12 protein-coding genes are annotated in these 16,375 nt (G+C 66.3%); 7 read left to right on the forward strand and 5 right to left on the reverse strand.

All coding sequences use genetic code 11. The features are described 5' to 3' along the window. Nucleotides 1–83: 83 nt before the first annotated feature. Nucleotides 84–761, forward strand: coding sequence for a response regulator transcription factor (locus tag OHB26_RS37345; RefSeq protein ID WP_330181947.1), 678 nt, complete (start codon nucleotides 84–86; stop codon nucleotides 759–761). A gap of 89 nt (nucleotides 762–850) precedes the next feature. On the opposite strand, the gene ilvA is transcribed toward OHB26_RS37345, so the two are convergent. Both ilvA and OHB26_RS37355 read right to left on the reverse strand, forming a co-directional pair. Further along, complete coding sequence (ilvA, locus tag OHB26_RS37350; RefSeq protein WP_330181948.1) at nucleotides 851–2,215, reverse strand: threonine ammonia-lyase IlvA; 1,365 nt, start codon at nucleotides 2,213–2,215, stop codon at nucleotides 851–853. Nucleotides 2,216–2,290: 75 nt separating this feature from the next. Next, entirely contained in the window at nucleotides 2,291–2,728 is a 438-nt protein-coding gene (locus tag OHB26_RS37355) for a nitroreductase family deazaflavin-dependent oxidoreductase (RefSeq protein ID WP_330181949.1), read from the reverse strand. Between the two features lie 121 nt (nucleotides 2,729–2,849). On the opposite strand from OHB26_RS37355, the gene OHB26_RS37360 reads away from it, so the two are divergent. The 6 genes from OHB26_RS37360 (at nucleotide 2,850) to OHB26_RS37385 (ending at nucleotide 10,428) form a co-directional block, all read left to right on the forward strand. Continuing rightward, entirely contained in the window at nucleotides 2,850–3,086 is a 237-nt protein-coding gene (locus OHB26_RS37360) for a hypothetical protein (protein WP_330181950.1), read from the forward strand. Nucleotides 3,087–3,166: 80 nt separating this feature from the next. Then, on the forward strand, nucleotides 3,167–3,793 hold the full coding sequence (locus OHB26_RS37365; protein ID WP_330181951.1) for an MspA family porin: 627 nt from the start codon (nucleotides 3,167–3,169) through the stop codon (nucleotides 3,791–3,793). Between the two features lie 34 nt (nucleotides 3,794–3,827). After that, nucleotides 3,828–5,765, forward strand: coding sequence for a hypothetical protein (locus OHB26_RS37370; protein ID WP_330181952.1), 1,938 nt, complete (start codon nucleotides 3,828–3,830; stop codon nucleotides 5,763–5,765). 9 nt (nucleotides 5,766–5,774) lie between these two features. After that, complete coding sequence (locus OHB26_RS37375; RefSeq protein ID WP_330181953.1) at nucleotides 5,775–7,286, forward strand: hypothetical protein; 1,512 nt, start codon at nucleotides 5,775–5,777, stop codon at nucleotides 7,284–7,286. Next, on the forward strand, nucleotides 7,283–8,755 hold the full coding sequence (locus OHB26_RS37380) for a glycosyltransferase (RefSeq protein WP_330181954.1): 1,473 nt from the start codon (nucleotides 7,283–7,285) through the stop codon (nucleotides 8,753–8,755). The genes OHB26_RS37375 and OHB26_RS37380 overlap by 4 nt, the downstream gene beginning before the upstream one ends. After that, the gene (locus OHB26_RS37385) at nucleotides 8,752–10,428 is read left to right on the forward strand and encodes an ArnT family glycosyltransferase (protein ID WP_330181955.1); all 1,677 of its coding nucleotides are present in this window, start codon (nucleotides 8,752–8,754) and stop codon (nucleotides 10,426–10,428) included. Before OHB26_RS37380 ends, OHB26_RS37385 begins: the two co-directional genes overlap by 4 nt. On the opposite strand, the gene OHB26_RS37390 is transcribed toward OHB26_RS37385, so the two are convergent. From OHB26_RS37390 to OHB26_RS37400, 3 genes are all read right to left on the reverse strand, one after another. Further along, nucleotides 10,429–11,601 (reverse strand): beta-mannosidase, encoded by a 1,173-nt coding sequence (locus OHB26_RS37390; RefSeq protein WP_442942807.1) that lies wholly within the window; start codon nucleotides 11,599–11,601, stop codon nucleotides 10,429–10,431. Nucleotides 11,602–11,830: 229 nt separating this feature from the next. Then, on the reverse strand, nucleotides 11,831–15,379 hold the full coding sequence (gene dnaE, locus OHB26_RS37395) for a DNA polymerase III subunit alpha (RefSeq protein WP_330181957.1): 3,549 nt from the start codon (nucleotides 15,377–15,379) through the stop codon (nucleotides 11,831–11,833). Nucleotides 15,380–15,474: 95 nt separating this feature from the next. Then, a complete protein-coding gene (locus OHB26_RS37400; RefSeq protein WP_330181958.1) occupies nucleotides 15,475–16,362 on the reverse strand; it encodes a DMT family transporter in 888 nt (295 codons plus the stop codon). Between the last annotated feature and the right edge of the window lie 13 nt (nucleotides 16,363–16,375).

The raw sequence follows: 16,375 nt of genomic DNA on the forward strand, positions 1-16,375 counted from the left end.
GATACGCGCGGCGGCGTTGACAGCGGCCGGTCATACGACGATCGCTCATAATTCGTTCATGATCGGGATGGCACCGTTGCCGTATGCCCGACGATCGGATGACGCCCCACAGCATATGGATTCTGGTGTGCGAGGACGATGACGATCCGGGCGATCGAGTCGCCGCCGGATTACGGGAGGCGGGTTTCATCGTCGACCTGACCCGAAATCTCGCCGAGGCCCGGCCCAGCTGCGGTGCACGCCGCTACGACTGCCTGATCGTCGATCGCGGACTGCCCGATGACGACGGGCTGGATCTGATCCGGCGGCAACGGGATTCGGGGCATCGCACCCCGGCGTTGGTCATCACCGCCCGCGACAGCCCGCGGGATCGCACCGAGGGCTATGCCAGTGGCGCGGACGACTACCTGGCCAAACCGTTCTCCCTGAGTGAACTGGCCGCCCGGGTGCGGGCCCTGTGCGGCCGCCGCCCCCGCTCGCCCGTACCGGTGCTGACCGTCGGCGATCTGGTGGTGGATCGGCTGCGCCGGCGCGTGCAGCGCAATGGCGTACTGCTGACCATGACCTCGCCCGAGTTCTGCGCACTGGAGCTGCTCGCGGCCCGCGCCGGAACCATGGTCAGTCGCACCGAGAACGCCGAATACTGCAGTGCGACACCGTCGGCGGCGAGTGTGGCGGATGTCATCCACCGGCTGGACCGCAAACTCGGTGAGCCGCAGCTCATTCGCCCGACCGGCCCGGGCTATCTGCTGCCCATCTGAAATCCCCCGAACCCGCGATCCCAGTGGGGTGGATCGCGAACGACCGTCCCGGGCAGGGTGCTTCCCCGTCCTGCCCGGGATCGCGTCGATCAGGTCAGATAGCGGTACGCGGGCGAACCCGGATCGAGGCGTTCGCCGCGAATCGGGGATTCATCCATCCGCTTCTGCAGCGGCTCCAAACCCTCCGGCGACCCCAGTTCGATACCGACCAGCGCCGCCCCGGTCTCCCGGTTGTTGCGCTTGACGTACTCGAAGAGGGTGATGTCGTCGTCCGGTCCGAGCACTTCGTCCAGGAAGCGCCGCAGCGCGCCCGGCTCCTGCGGAAAGTCCACCAGGAAATAGTGTTTGAGCCCCTGATGCACCAGCGAGCGCTCGATGACCTCGCCGTAGCGGGAGACATCGTTATTGCCGCCGGACAGCAGGCACACCACGGTCGCGCCCGGCGCGATCTCGATATCGCGCAGCGCCGCCGTGGCCAGCGCACCCGCGGGCTCGGCGACAATGCCCTCGTTCTGATAGAGCTCGAGCATGGCGGTGCAGATGGCGCCCTCGTCGACGGTCATCATGCGGAAAGCGCCTGCGCCACTACCGGATTCGGTCGCGGTCAGTAAGGGCAGCGAGGCGTGCGAGCGCACCCCGCCGCCGAGCCTGGACACCGCGGTATAGGGCACAGCGCCGATCCGGCGCACGGCCGCGCCATCGACGAAGGGATCGATCTCCGGGAGCGTGACCGGTCCCCCGGCCACCAGGGCCGCGGTCATGGAGGCCGCGCCCGCGGGCTCGACGCCCAGGATCATGGTGCCCGGCGACCGTTCCCGCAGATATGTGCTGATTCCGGCCAGGCAGCCACCGCCACCCACCGGCACCACCACCAGATCCGGAGCTCGGTCGAGCTGCTCCAGGAACTCCGCGGCGATCGTGCCCTGACCCGCGGCGGTGCGCGGATCATCGAAGGGCGGCACCATGGTCGCGCCGGTGCGCGCCACATCATCGGCGGCGGCCGCGGCGGCCGCGTCATAGGTATCGCCGATGGCGATCAACTGCACGAATTCGCCGCCGTGCACGCGGATTCGATCACGCTTCTGCTTGGGAGTGGTTCTCGGGACGTAGATGCGGCCGTGGATCCCCATCGCCTTGCACGCGAAAGCCACACCCTGGGCATGGTTTCCGGCGCTGGCCGTGACCACGCCGGCGGCGCGTTCGGCGGCATTGAGCTGGATGATGAGGTTGTAGGCCCCGCGCAGCTTGTACGAGCGCACGGCGGTGAGGTCCTCACGCTTGAGGTAGACCTCGGCACCCGTCGCCGCCGACAACCGCGCGATCCGCTGCAGCGGCGTCGGCTCGATAATGTCGGAGATTCGCTTGGCGGCGGCATCGATTTCGTCCGCGCTCAACTCGGGCACGTGACTGGATACTTTCTCTGCGACTACTAGCGGATCCGACACCCGACACATGCTACTGAGCCGGTCCGGACAGCAATACGCCGACCGGGCGAACCCGGTCGGCGTAAGGGACGGAAACGACGAATGTCAGTCGCGCTCGGTCAGCACGAAGACCGGAATCTCGCGATCGGTCTTCTTGGTGTAGTTCTCGTAGTCCGGCCACGCCTCGACGGCGCGCTTCCACCAGATTGCCTTCTCGTCGCCGGTGACCTCACGGGCGGTGTAATCCTTCACCACCGCGCCGTCCCGCAGGTCGACATGCGGATCGGCCTTGATATTCCAGTACCAGACGGGATGTTTGGGTGCGCCGCCGAGCGAGGCGACGACCGCGTACTCACCATCGTGTTCGACCCGCATGAGCGGGGTCTTGCGGAGCTTGCCGGACTTCGCACCGCGCGTGGTGAGCAGGATGATGGGTTTGCCTTGCATAACGCTGCCTTCGGCACCGTTCGAGCCTTCGTACAGCTCGGCCTGCTCACGGGCCCAAGCGGTAGGGCTGGGTTCATATTCTCCGGTAAGTGGCATGACCCAGCTAACACCCGCGGGCTCGGCCATGTTCCCCGGGGGTCGATTCTTCCCGGTGCTGTGGCGCGTCCGACAGAAAGTTCGTTTGCCCGAACTTTCGGGCTGCGGGTAGCCTGACTGAATGGCAGTGGTTCACCCAACGCAGATGCGGCGCCCCCGCGCGCGCCTCGCGACCGTGAATATCGCGGGTACGGCCTGGCCGGTCTTCAAGTTGGAGGCGCTGGCCATCGGAGTGCTCATCGCCCTGGTACTGCTGCTCGTCACCGGTTCGGCCCAGACCGCCGTACTGGTGGGAGCCACCGCGATGGCCGTGCGGTGGATTGTCGCGGTGGTGCGACCGGGTCCGCGCCTTTCCTGAATCACGTCTTATCCGAATCGCGACCAGTCGGTCCGTGTCATACGGGCTAGTCATGCGGTTTCTCTATTACCTTTATCGGCATGCGGTCGAAACCGTTCGGGATGCTCATTCTCGCCAGCGGGATCATGCTGTGCGCCGCGCCGCCGAGTCAGGCCGATGTCGTCGATCTGGCCGCACACGAGCGCACCTTCGCCTCCCCCATCGGGAGCTTCACCGTCGGCAATCGCACCGAATCGGTCAATCGCATCGCCCCGCTGAACCAGGTCGGCACTTCGCGTGAGGCATTGGTCAGCACGGTGGCTTACGGCCGACTCGATGGCGTGGCCGGTGGACAGCTCAAGACCGGGTATCACGTCGGCTGCGCGGTGAATCTGCTCAATGGGAATGTCGGCGCGATTCCACAGGTCTACGCGCCCACCGTGAATATTCCGGTGGTTCCGGATCCCGGTCTCGGGTTGGCGGTGATCGGGCCCAATGTGCAGACGCCGCTGAGTGTCAATCTCAGTCCGGGCGAGGTCAAGGATGTTCCGGTCGCGGAGAAGGACCTCATGCCGGGCAAGGAAGTTCAGATCGTGATTCGCGACTTCCATATCGCGGTCAATCAGTGCACCGGACCGGTGGCGATCCGCCAGTACACCTATCTCTACGCCAAATCTGCCGAAGTAGACGACAGTGGCGCGGTTTTCGGCGACCCGACCTGGCTGTAAGGGCGGCGCGCGACCCCTCACAGGAGACCAATACATGAGTGTGCGTGCGGCGACAGCTGTACTCGCTTTGCTCACAGCGGCTTTCACCGTGACAGCGGTGCCTGCCGTGGCGCTGGCCGAACCGGTGGATCATCCGATCGCACTGCCCGGTCTCGGCATGGGCAAAACCCTGGAGTTCCCGGGCCGCGAGCACGAGGTGACCCTGACCCTGCCGATTCTGCCCGGGCTCGCACCGACCGCGATCGTGGGGACGATGGCGTTGCCGCCGAATGTGGTGCGGGCGACCCTGGACGCGCGCTCCGGCGATCGCTTCCTCGATCGGGTCATGCTGCCGACAGATCCCCGTGCGCCGGTGCGCATTTCGCTGCTGGGGGCGGAGGTGGAGAACAATGCCGTCACCGTCACGCTGACCTCGTCGCTGGTGCCCGAACCCGGTATCTGCGTCGACGACTGGCGCGGCAGGCCCGCCACGCTCACCGACGCCTCGGTCGTCTACTTCGGCGAGGAGGCGCAACCGACCACGGTGGCCGAGTTCCTGCCACCGGCGCTGGGGCGCTTGACCATTTATCTGCCCGGTAACCCCACCGATGTCGAGAGCGCGGGTGTGCTGTCGCTCAGCACGGCGGTGATCGCGCGGTACACCCGCCAACCGGTGGCCGTGGATATTCGCCGAATTGATTCGGGCACACCGCTTCCCGATCATCCGCCGGCTTTCCTGGAGCGGCAGATCGTGGTGCGGGAGGGCTCCGATCCCGGGCTGTGGGTGACCGGCGGTCCGGCGCCGGTGCTGACGGTCTCCGGTGACGCGAAGTCGCTGCCGACCCAGATCCGTTTGCTCACCAGCGATTTGGCCAAGGCTGCCATTGCCTCGGCGGCTACCGCGGTGGGGTTGCCCGCCGCACCGCAGCTCGCCCCGGACACCACCACACTCCAGGAGCTCGGGCAGGGCACGCTGAGCGCGACCACCATCGGCGATGTGCGGGTGGATTTCGCCATCGATCAGACCCGGCTCGGGCGGCCGTCGAAGGGTGTACGAATTCATCTGCACGGCAATCACACTCCACTTCCGGAGACCTTGAACGGACAGCTCGCGGTGACCATCGGCGATCGGCAGATCGCCGCCTGGCCGGTCGAGCCGTCCGGGGCGTTCAATCAGTGGGTCACCATCCCCGATGATCTGCTGGCGCGCTTCACGACGGTGTCGGTGACCCTGCAGCAGGCGGGACTCACCCACGGTTGCGGACTGGAGCAGCCGGTCACCCTCACCATCGATCCGGCGGGTGAGGTACGCGGGGAGCTCGCCAAACCACCGGTTCCGGCGGGCTTCGGCGCGGTACCGCAGGCGCTGCTGCCGCGCGTACTGGTCGGGCTGGAGACCCCGGGCTTCGCCGATACCGTCAGGGCCGCACAGGTTCTCATCGCCATGCAGCGTCTGACCGCGGTGCCGCTGCGACCCGAGTTGGTGTCGGTCGAGGAGGTCGTGAACACTGCGTTGCCCGCCGTACTCGTGGTCCCGAGCGGTCGGGGCCCCGAGGTTCCGACGCTGCCGCTGAGCCGCAACGGAGAGACGCTTGTCGTCTACGGCGACGACGCCTATTTGAAGTCGCGGATCGACCTGAAGCCGCCTATCTCCTTCGGCTCGCTCCAGGTCGTCTGGAGCGGGCGGCGCACCGTCATCGTCGCGACCTCGCCGGACGAGCCCGAGCATCTCGATCGACTGCTGAATTGGCTGGTGGCCGATCCGGATCGTTCGTTCCGGCTGACCGGTCCGGTGCTCTTGCAGGCGGGTGACCGGGAGCCCGAACTCTTCGATCCGCTCGCCGGGACGGCCGAGGCCGCGGCAGCCGCGGCAGCCGACGACGACGCCGGAATTCCGCTGGCGCACACGCTCGCTGTGGCGGGCGGAGTACTCCTCGCGGTGGGTGTACTCGCCGGCGCGGTCATCCTGCTGCGACGTCGCCGCACCCGCTGACGCGCTTCGATGACAGCCATCCTGGAGACTTCCCCGCCGCCGCGGTCCGTGCCGTGGTGGCACACCGTCCAGTGGCGGACCGGGCTGCGCCTGCTGTTCGTGCTCGCGTGCACGGTGGGTGCGTTCTGGCACCTGTGGGCCGAACTGATCGAGGATGTCCGGCAGGGCTCCGATATCGGATACGTCTTCGCGCTGCCGGTGCTGGCCTTCTTCGCGGCCATCGGCATCACCCTGCGGCACCGGGGCGAATTGCCCATCTACGACCGGCAATCGGACATCATCGTGGGGCTGCTCGGACTGGCGGGCACCGCCGCACTGCTGGGTCTGCTGGTGCTGCGGTACCGCTACGAGTACGAGGTGCTGCACCTGGATCTGCTCGCGGCGCCGCTGTTTCTGATGAGCGTGAGCATTCTGGTCTTCGGGCTGCGGCCGGTGTTCCGGTTCTGGCCGGCCTGGCTGCTGTTCCTGGCGGGGTTTCCGGTGTTCTATCGCGGACTGGTGGTGGCCGCGGGCGGCAGCAACCTCGCCGAAGGTGTTGTGGCGCTGGTGTTCGCGGTCATCGCGGCGGCCATCGCGACGGGCCGGACCTGGCGACGGGCACTGACCGGGGCGGGTATCGCCGCCGGGGCCGGGGCTTTGACGCTGACCGTGCTCGAGGTCCGGTTCCCGGACGCACCGCAACTGATCGATCAGCTGATCCCGCCCGCGGTCGCGATGTTCGTGGCGTGCGCCGTCATGTATCTGTATCACCGCGGGTGGGCGACCGTGCGGCCGCTGAACCGGCCGGTCCGCCCGCTCACCGCGGCCCAGTCCCGCAGCGCGGCGGTGGCCGCGGTGGTGGCGGCCGGATTGTTCGCACTCATTCCGTTGCCCGCCGAGCACAAGCTGCCCAGCCCGGCCGTTCCCGGGCTCGACATCGCGCAGGCCCCCGCAGTGCCGCCGGGCTGGACGCTGCTGAGCGAGCGCGAGTATCCGTGGGCCCGGAAATTCTACGGTCCGGGCACCACCTGGGTGCGGCAGCAGATTCGCGCACAGCGCGGTAATCCGGAGTGGGACAAGGAATCCCGGCGGCGGCGCATCATGGTCGATATCGTGCGCTCGGACAGCCCGCACAATGTGGACCGGTATCCGGAGTTCACCATGTACAGGTTGATCCAGCCGCGCGTCACACCGGGCTTTCGAATCGATTTGGGGCACGGGGTTTCCGCGCGGCTCACCTCGGTTCTCGATGACCAGCGACTGCTGAGCTGGACCTGGCTGAGCTGGAACTGGCAGGGGGCGGACGGAGCCGAGCGGGTCAGCCTGATCGCCGCCGACAACCACCTGCCCGATGCCGACTTTCCGCAGCCCGAACCCTGGGCGGGCAGCAATTTCAGCAATCTCACGCACCAGTTCCTGCGCGGCAATGCCGTCACTCTCGACCCCGATTCCGGTGTCGGCGACAATGATACGGATATCAAGGACGGCCAGATGCTGATCACCGTCGCCCGCGAGATCGTGCGACTGGGGGCCGGTGGATGACCGGCGAGCTTGTCGGCCTGGCTACCCCGGCGGAGCGCGAGCACGCCCTGCGCACCGCCGTACAGGGACTGCGAGAGAACGATCCGATGGCCTCGGCGTCGGTGGCTTTCCTACCGTGGCAACGCAATACGGTCTTCGCGGCGGTGGGGATCATGCTGGTGTGCGCGGTCCTGGCACCGCTCACCACGCTGGTCGTACTGATGGCAGTGTGCACGCTCGGATATATCGCGGTGCTCGCGGATCGGGTGTTGATCTTCACCCGCGGTATGGCCCGCGACGCCATTCTCACGGTGTCCGATGAACGCGCACTCGCCCTGCCCGAGGACCAATTGCCGCCCTACACCATTCTGGTCCCCGCCTACGGCGAGCCCGAAGTCGTGGGCGATCTCATCGCCGCCCTGAACGGTCTGGACTATCCGCGCGACCGGATGCAGGCGCTGCTGCTGCTGGAGGAGGACGACGCCCCCACCATCGACGCCGCCCGCGCCGCCGGAATCGGTACCGCCGGAAGCGAACACATCACCATCGTGCTGGTGCCCGCGGCCGATCCGCGCACCAAACCCAAGGCGTGCAATTACGGTCTGCACGCGGCCACCGGGGATATCGTCACCATCTACGACGCCGAGGACATTCCCGATCCGCTGCAACTGCGCCGGGTGGTGGCGGCCTTCGCGGAGCTGCCGCGCTCGGTGGTGTGCGTACAGGCCAAACTCGCCTTCCACAATGCCCGGCAGAATCTGCTGACCGCCTGGTTCACCATGGACTACGGACTGTGGTTCAGCTTCCTGCTGCCCGGTCTGATGCGCAGCAGTGCGCCGATTCCCTTGGGCGGCACCTCGAATCACTTCCGCCGCAATGTGCTCATCGATATCGGTGCGTGGGATCCGTACAACGTGACCGAGGACGCCGATCTCGGGGTGCGCATCGCCGCGCGCGGATACTCCACGGCCGTCATCGACTCCACCACCCTCGAGGAGGCCAATCCGGATCCGATCAATTGGATTCGGCAGCGCTCACGCTGGTACAAGGGGTATCTGCAGAGCTGGCTGGTGCACGTGCGGCGACCGATCCAGCTGTGGCGCAAGATCGGTCCGGTCAGCTTTCTGCGCTTCACGCTCATCCTGGCCGGGACGCCGATCATCGCATGTCTGAATCTGCTGTTCTGGTTCATCACCATGACCTGGATCTTCGGCCAGCCGGAGCTCATCGAGCGGATCTTCCCGGCGGCGGTCTACTTCCCGGCGCTCATCGCCCTGGTGCTCGGCAACTCCGCGACGGTGTACATGAACTTGGTCGCCTGCCGGGAGAACGACCGGCCGGATCTGCTGGTGGCCTGTCTGCTGTCACCGGCGTACTGGCTGCTGATGGCCGTCGCCGCCACCAAGGGATGCTGGCAGCTGGTGCGCAATCCGTCCTACTGGGAGAAGACCTTTCACGGTTTGGGCACCGCGAAGGAGACGGCCGAATGATCGGCAAGCGCGTCCCCCGGCTGATCTTCGCGGTCTCGGCTGTGCTGTATCTGTGCACGGGTCTGCTGCTCACCGCCGGGCGCGGGTATCTGATGGGCGATGCGCTGAGCCGGGTGTCGGCCACCCAGTCGGCGCTGTTCAGCCGAGACCCGCACCTGTCCGCGATCGGATTCGTCTTCACACCGCTCACCGCGCTGGCGCAACTGCCGTTCGTGGTGGTCGCGCCGCTCTCCCCCGCGATCACCCGCTGGGGATTGTCCGGGGTGCTCATGACGGCGCTGTTCATGGCGGGCGCGGTGACCGTGGTGTACGGCATCGGCGTGGATCGCGGTGCACCGCAATGGCTTCGCGTCGTCATTACGGTGTTGTTCGCTATGAATCCGATGGTGCTGGTCTACGGCGGCAACGGGATGAGCGAGGCGCTGTTCCTGTTCTGTCTGTGCTGGGCGGTGCGGCGGCTCATGCGCTGGGTGCGCACCGACGGGGTGCACGACCTGGTGGCGGCGGGAATCGCGCTCGGGCTCGGGTACCTGACCCGGTACGACGCCCTCGCCCCGGCCGCCGCGGCGGGGCTGCTGGTCTTCGCGCTGAGCTATCACCGCAGGAGGCATGGCGAGTATCGGTTCGCCGGGGCGACAATGGATCTGGTGCTGGTGAGCGCCCCGGTGGCGCTGGCGTTCGTGGTGTGGGCGGCCACCAGCTGGCTGATCACCGGAGAGGCGTTCCAGCAATTCACCTCGCAGTACGGCAATTCCGCGATCCTGGCGCAGTCGGGCGCGAGCGCATCGGGCAGTATCACCGCGGCACTGGAGTATTCGCTCGGAGCCATGCTGATCCTGGCTCCACTGCTGCCGTTGCTGCTTCCGATCGCCGGGGCATTGGCGGTGCGGCGCGGGGATTTACCGGTGGCGGTGCCGATGCTGCTGTTCGGGTCGGTGCTGGCATTCCAGATGCTCAGTTACGCAACGGGTTCCACCTTCGCATTCCTGCGCTTCTATGTGGCGGTGATTCCGTTCGCGGCGATACTGGCGCTGCTCATCGCGCCCGCGCACGGGTTCCCGCCGAGTAAGCGACTCGGCAAGTACGCCGACACCGTGACGGCCGAGATACCCGAACCCGCGGTCCGGGTGCGGTCCGCCGGGTCACTCATCGGCGCGGGGTCGGCGGCGGCGCTGCTGCTCGCGGCGCTCCCGGTGACCGCGCTGGGTATGAACAATCAGCTCATGGCGGTGCAGGAGTACGCGCTGGGGGCGGCGGTCTTCCCGAACCCGGACAATGTGTCCGCCAAATACAACGATGGGGTCCGCATTGCCGCGACCTTCCGCACCGAGCGGCGGCTGGCCGACTATCTGGACGCCCTGGATCTGCCGCCGGGTGCGGTGGTGATGGATACCGTGTACGGGTTCGCGGTGCTGGTGGCCTCCGAGAAGCCCGATCGCTTCGTGATCCCCTCGGATCGCGATTTCGTGCGAGTGCTGAATCGGCCGCTGGAGCGCGGCGCGAAATACATTCTGGCGGTGCCCAATACCGGTCGCGGCAGCTCCGATGCGGTGAACCGGCGCTATCCCAGCATGTACGAGAACGGTGCGCAGATCGCCACCTTGGAGCTGGAGATTCCCAATGACGGTGCCGGACAGCCGAACTGGCGGCTGTACCGGATCATCGGGAGCTGATCAGCCGAGCGTGGTGAAGTGGTCAACCGATTCCCAGAGTGGATCATCCGGCCCTACATCGTAGGTGCACTGATCGGCGCGGGGATCGGGGACGAAGGCCCAGATCAGCACTCCGGCCGCACCGGCATCGCGCTGGCCGGAGATACGCCGGTCCATGCGTTCGCGGCGATCGGGCAGGCTTTCGCAGGATCCGGCGTGTTCGCCGATCTCGCCGATCAGCAAGGGCTTCGCCAGCTCCCGCGCCTGAATCAGCCGACGAGCCAGACCGTTGTTGGGTCCGCCCGGCAAGGGCAAATCCGACTCGGAATAGTCGTGGTACTCCATGACATCCACATTCGGCGAGGAGCTGACGGTGCGGAAATCCTCTCCCGCGGTACCGCATTGGCTGCCGCCGACATAACCGGCGAATATCAGCCGCCCGGGATCGAGTTCACGCGGGATCTTCCCGGCCTCGTCCATGAACGCGCGCAGCACCCGCGCGGCGTCCGCCGGACAGGTCCGCAACCGCAGATCACATTGGGTACTAAGGCATATGCTCGGCTCCGGCTCACCGATGAGTTCCCAACCGGCCACCACCGGTGAGGCACGCCAGCGATTGATGGCGGTGATCAGCCAGTCCTGAAAGCTCATGACCGAACGCCCGTGGATCGTGGTGAATTTCCTCCAGCCGTCCACGTACCAATCGCGCTGCTTGAAGGTCTCGTCACCGCAGTCGCCGGTCTGCGCGCCCAGCACCGGCAGAATCATCCGGCCGTGCCGCTCGGCGGCTGCGAATACCGCGTCCGCCGCGCCGAAGTCGAGCGCACCGGTGTTCTTATTGACCGCCAGCGCCTGGAACATGGCGAAACGGGTCAGCGAATGCTCCGGCACCCTGCCGAAGAAGTCGTCCAGATCGACCTCGGCGCCACACCCGAAATTGATCGAATACCGGGTGGCGAGCTGTGGGCCGTTGAATCCCGCGGGCCACCAGGGCTGGCCACGCAGGGTGAAGCCATTCGCGGTGGCGGCGACCACGGCCGGGGCGGACGGCGGGCCGGGTGCGGGCGGAGCACCCGGGGCCGACTGGGGCGCCGGGGCGCTCCCCACCGAATGCGGACCGCTGTGCCCGCACGCGGCAAGCAGGCTGATGGCCGCGAGCGCGGCCACGAGTCGAACGCGCCGCAAGGCCACCACGGATATCCTTTCGGTCCCGAATTCGGTGGATCCCGGCCCAAAAGCACGCCGGGACGACGGGGACCCTCCTCGCCGGGATGACGGGGGACTCTCCTCGCCGGGATGACGGGGGACTCTCCTCGCCGAGACGACGAGGGAACCTCCCGCCGAGACGAAGGGCCATCCCGCCGTGCTGCGAAGGAGCGTCTGTTCGTACCCTACCGCCGGGACCGGGAAAACCCGGGGAGGCTCAACTCGCCAGGCAGCCCGGGCCGAGTAGTGCCTTGAGATCGCCCATGAGCGCCGAAGACGGTGAAACCCGCAGGTTGTCGGCCACTTTCAGGGTGGTGGTGCGTTCGCGGGAGCCGACATGCTTGATGATGACGTCCGCGGTGCCGGGGTGACTGTTCAGCACCCGCTTGAGCGCGCCGATCTTATCCGGGGTGCAGAGCCGGGTCGGAATGATCACCGACAGCGGCTTCTCCACACCGATATGCGAAAGGTCCGGCACCACAAGGTCATTGGCGATCAGCGAGATGCGATCGTCACGCGCGGAGACGCGGGCCTTGACCAGCACGATGGCGTCCTCGGTGACATCCATCCCGTAGACCGAGTAGGACTGCGGGAAGAACAGCACCTCGATACCACCGCTGAGATCTTCCAGCTGCGCGGAGGCCCAGGCCAGGCCGTTCTTATTGACGCGGCGGGTGACGCTGGCGAAGATACCGCCGATGGTCACCTGCTGGCCGTCCTTGACATCACCTTCGAGAATCGTCGGAATCGCCGTATCCGATTGCGCCGCAAGCACATGCTCGACGCCATTGAGCGGATGTCCGGAGACGTACAGGCCCAGCATTTCGCGTTCGAGGGCGAGTTTATGCTTGGACTCCCACTCCTCGTCGGGCACCTTCACATTGAAGACGCTCGCCATGGAATCGTCGTCGTCCAGCCCGCCGAAGAGATCGAACTGGCCGATGGCCTCGGCCTTCTTGGTCGACATGACCGCGTCGATGGCATCGGAGTGCACCAGCAGCAGACCCTTGCGCGGATGTCCGAGCGAGTCGAAAGCGCCTGCCTTGATGAGGGATTCGGTGACCTTCTTGGAGCAGGCCGTCGCATCCACCTTGTTCAGGTAGTCGGAGAAGTCGGTGAACTTCGACTTCTCCTTACGGGCGGCGATGATCGAGGAGACCACATTCGCGCCGACATTGCGGACCGCGCCCATACCGAAGCGGATATCGCCACCGACGGAGGCGAATTCGATTTCGGACTCGTTCACATCCGGCGGCAGCACCTGGATGCCGAGGCGACGGCAGTCGGCCAGGTAGATGGCGGCCTTGTCCTTGTCGTCGCCGACGGAGGTGAGCAGACCGGCCATGTACTCGGCCGGGTAATTGGCCTTGAGGTAGGCGGTCCAGAAGGAGACCAGACCGTAGCCCGCGGCATGCGATTTGTTGAACGCGTAACCGGCGAACGGAAGAATGGTGTCCCACAGCGCTTTGATGGCGGGCTTGGAGAAGCCGTTGTCCATCATGCCCTTTTCGAAGCCCTCGAATTCGGCTTCCAGGACCGAGGCCTTCTTCTTACCCATGGCGCGGCGCAGAATATCCGCTCGGCCGAGCGAGTACCCGGCGACCTTCTGCGCGATCTGCATGATCTGCTCCTGATACACGATCAGGCCGTAGGTATCACGCAGGATGTCCTTCAGGGGCTCTTCGAGCTCCGGATGGATGGGTTTGACCTCTTGGCGCGCGTTCTTGCGGTCGGCGTAGTCATTGTGCGCGTTCATGCCCATGGGGCCGGGGCGATACAGCGCGAGCACGGCGACGATATCCTCGAAGCCGGTGGGGATCATCCGGCGCAGCAGATCGCGCATGGCGCCGCCGTCGAGCTGGAAGACGCCGAGAGTGTCTCCGCGCGCGAGCAATTCGTAGGTGGCGGGATCTTCCAGCGGCAGGGTGTCCAGGTCCAGGTCGATACCGCGGTTGTTCTTGATATTGACCAGCGCGTCACCGATGACGGTCAGGTTGCGCAGGCCCAGGAAGTCCATCTTCAACAGGCCGATGGCCTCACACGACGGGTAGTCCCAGCCGGTGATGATCGCGCCGTCCTGCGCGCGCTTCCAGACCGGGATGGCGTCGGTGAGCGGTTCGGACGACATGATGACCGCGCAGGCGTGCACGCCGGCATTGCGGATCAGGCCCTCGAGGCCGCGGGCGGTCTCGTAGATCTTGTTGACGTCCGGATTGGTATTGATGAGCTCGCGGACCTCGGCGGCCTCTTTGTACCGCTCGTGTTCGGGATCCATGATGCCCGAGAGCGGAATATCCTTGGCCATGATCGGCGGCGGCAGCGCCTTGGAGATCTGATCGGCGATGGCGAAGCCGGGCTGGCCGAACTGGACGCGGGCCGAATCCTTCAGCGCCGCTTTGGTTTTAATCGTACCGAAGGTGATCACCTGGGCGACGCGGTCGCTGCCCCACTTATCGGTGGCATAGCGGACCATCTCACCGCGGCGGCGATCGTCGAAGTCGATATCGATATCGGGCATGGAGACGCGCTCGGGGTTGAGGAACCGCTCGAACAGCAGACCATGCGGGATCGGGTCGATATTGGTGATGCCCATCGCGTACGCGACCAGCGAACCGGCGGCCGAACCACGACCCGGGCCGACATTGATGCCGACCGAGCGGGCGTAGGTGATGAGGTCGGCGACGATGAGGAAGTAGGCCGGGAAGCCCATTTCGATGATGACGTCGAGTTCGAAGTCGGCACGCGGCAGGTAGTCGCCCGGAATGCCCTTGGGGAAGCGGCGATTCAGCCCCTCCATCACCTCGTGACGCAGCCAGCTGCCCTGGGTCTCGCCCTCGGGGACCGGGAAGACGGGCATGCGGTCGCGGTGTTCCCACACATCGTCATACGGCTGCACGCGCTCACCGATGAGCACCGTATTGTCGCAGGCCCCGGGGACCTCCGCGTCCCAGATGGCGCGCATCTCCTCGGCGGACTTGAGGTAGTAGCCGGAGCCGTCGAACTTGAAGCGGGTGGGGTCCGAGAGCGTCTTACCGGTCTGAATGCACAGCAGCGCTTCGTGATTGCCCGAATCGGACTCGTGCACGTAGTGGCAGTCATTGGTGGCCAGCGGCGGAATGCCCAGCTGTTTGCCGACCATGAGCAGACCCTCGCGAACACGGCGCTCGATGGACAGGCCGTGATCCATGATCTCCAGGAAGAAGTTCTCCGGGCCGAAGATCTCCTGCCATTTGGCGGCGGCCTCGAGGGCTTCGCGCTCCTGACCCAGGCGCAGGCGGGTCTGCACCTCGCCCGAGGGGCAGCCGGTGGTGGCGATGATTCCGGCCGCGTGCTCGGCGATGATGTCGGCGTCCATACGCGCCCACTTGCCGAGCTGACCCTCGATGGAGGCGAGGCTGGAGAGCTTGAACAGGTTCCGCAGCCCCTGCGCGTTCTCCGCGACCATGGTCATATGCGTGTACGCACCCGAACCGGAGACGTCATCGCTCTTCTGCGAGGGATCGCCCCACTGCACGCGCTTGGTGTTGAAGCGGGATTCGGGCGCGATATACGCCTCGATGCCGATGATCGGCTTGATCTCGAGCTTCTTGGCGGAGTTGTAGAACTCCGAGGCGCCGTACATGTTTCCGTGGTCGGACATGCCGACGGCGGTCATGCCCAGCCGTTTGGCCTCTTTGAACAGAGGCGTGATCTTCGCCGCGCCATCGAGCATCGAGTACTCGGTGTGGTTGTGGAGATGGACGAATGATCCCGACGAGGCTGACACGCAGACATACTAAGCGCCCCCACCGACGAGTTCCGAAGGCACGCGGAAGCGACTTGCGACTTCGGCGTTTCGCGGTCTGCGTGTCGTGGTGAAGGTCACTCGCGGAGCTGCGAAACCGGTGCGGAATCGGACACTTCGAGGGGTTCGCCCGCCTGCGCGCGCGACAGCGCGACGGTCGCGACACACATGACGACCACCGCGACGAGAACGAATCCGGTGCCGATCGGACCGCTGCGGAGTCGCTCGTCCAGCACCGTGATTCCGACGAACGCGGCGACGAGTGGTTCGGCGATCGTGAAGGCCGGAAGGCAGGCCGCGAGCGATCCGGCTTGATAGCCACGCTGTTGCAGATAGACACCGCCGACGCCCGTGACCACCAGTACGTAGATCTCCCAACTGGTGAGCGCCGTCGTGATCCCCTGGCCGAACAGCCGAGTCACATTCGCGGTCAACGCCGCCGACACACCGACGAGCGTGCCGCCCGCCCCACCGAGTAGAAGTGCCCGCAGCGCAGGCGTTTTCACGACCCGCGCACCGATGACGCCCGCCGCCACCACCCCGAACACCAGGCCGAGCGGCAGCACCCACCGATGCCACGGCGCGGTGTCGAGCCCCTCGGTGGGGTCACCGACAATCAGGAAGATCGCCAGCGCGACCGACAGTGCCAGCGCGTTCACCCACATCCCGGGCGTGGTCTTGCGCCCGCCGTACCGGGCCGCCATCGGCAGCGCGAACACCAGCGCACTGACCAGGATCGGCTGCACGATCAGCACCGAACCCAGCGCCAGCGCGGCCACCTGAAACGCGAATCCCCCACCGTCCCCGATCATCCCGGCCCACCAGGTCGGATTCTTGATCAGCGCCCGCATCAGCCCTTCGCCCTCGGGCACCTCGGACGCGGCCCGCTGCTGCGCCACCGCCGACACCGCGAACAGCAGAGCCGCGATAAACGCACAAATCACCGCACCGAGAGGAAGCTGCACTGCCCCAGTCTGC

The sequence above is a fragment of the Nocardia sp. NBC_01503 genome, assembly GCF_036327755.1.
GTDB lineage: Bacteria > Actinomycetota > Actinomycetes > Mycobacteriales > Mycobacteriaceae > Nocardia.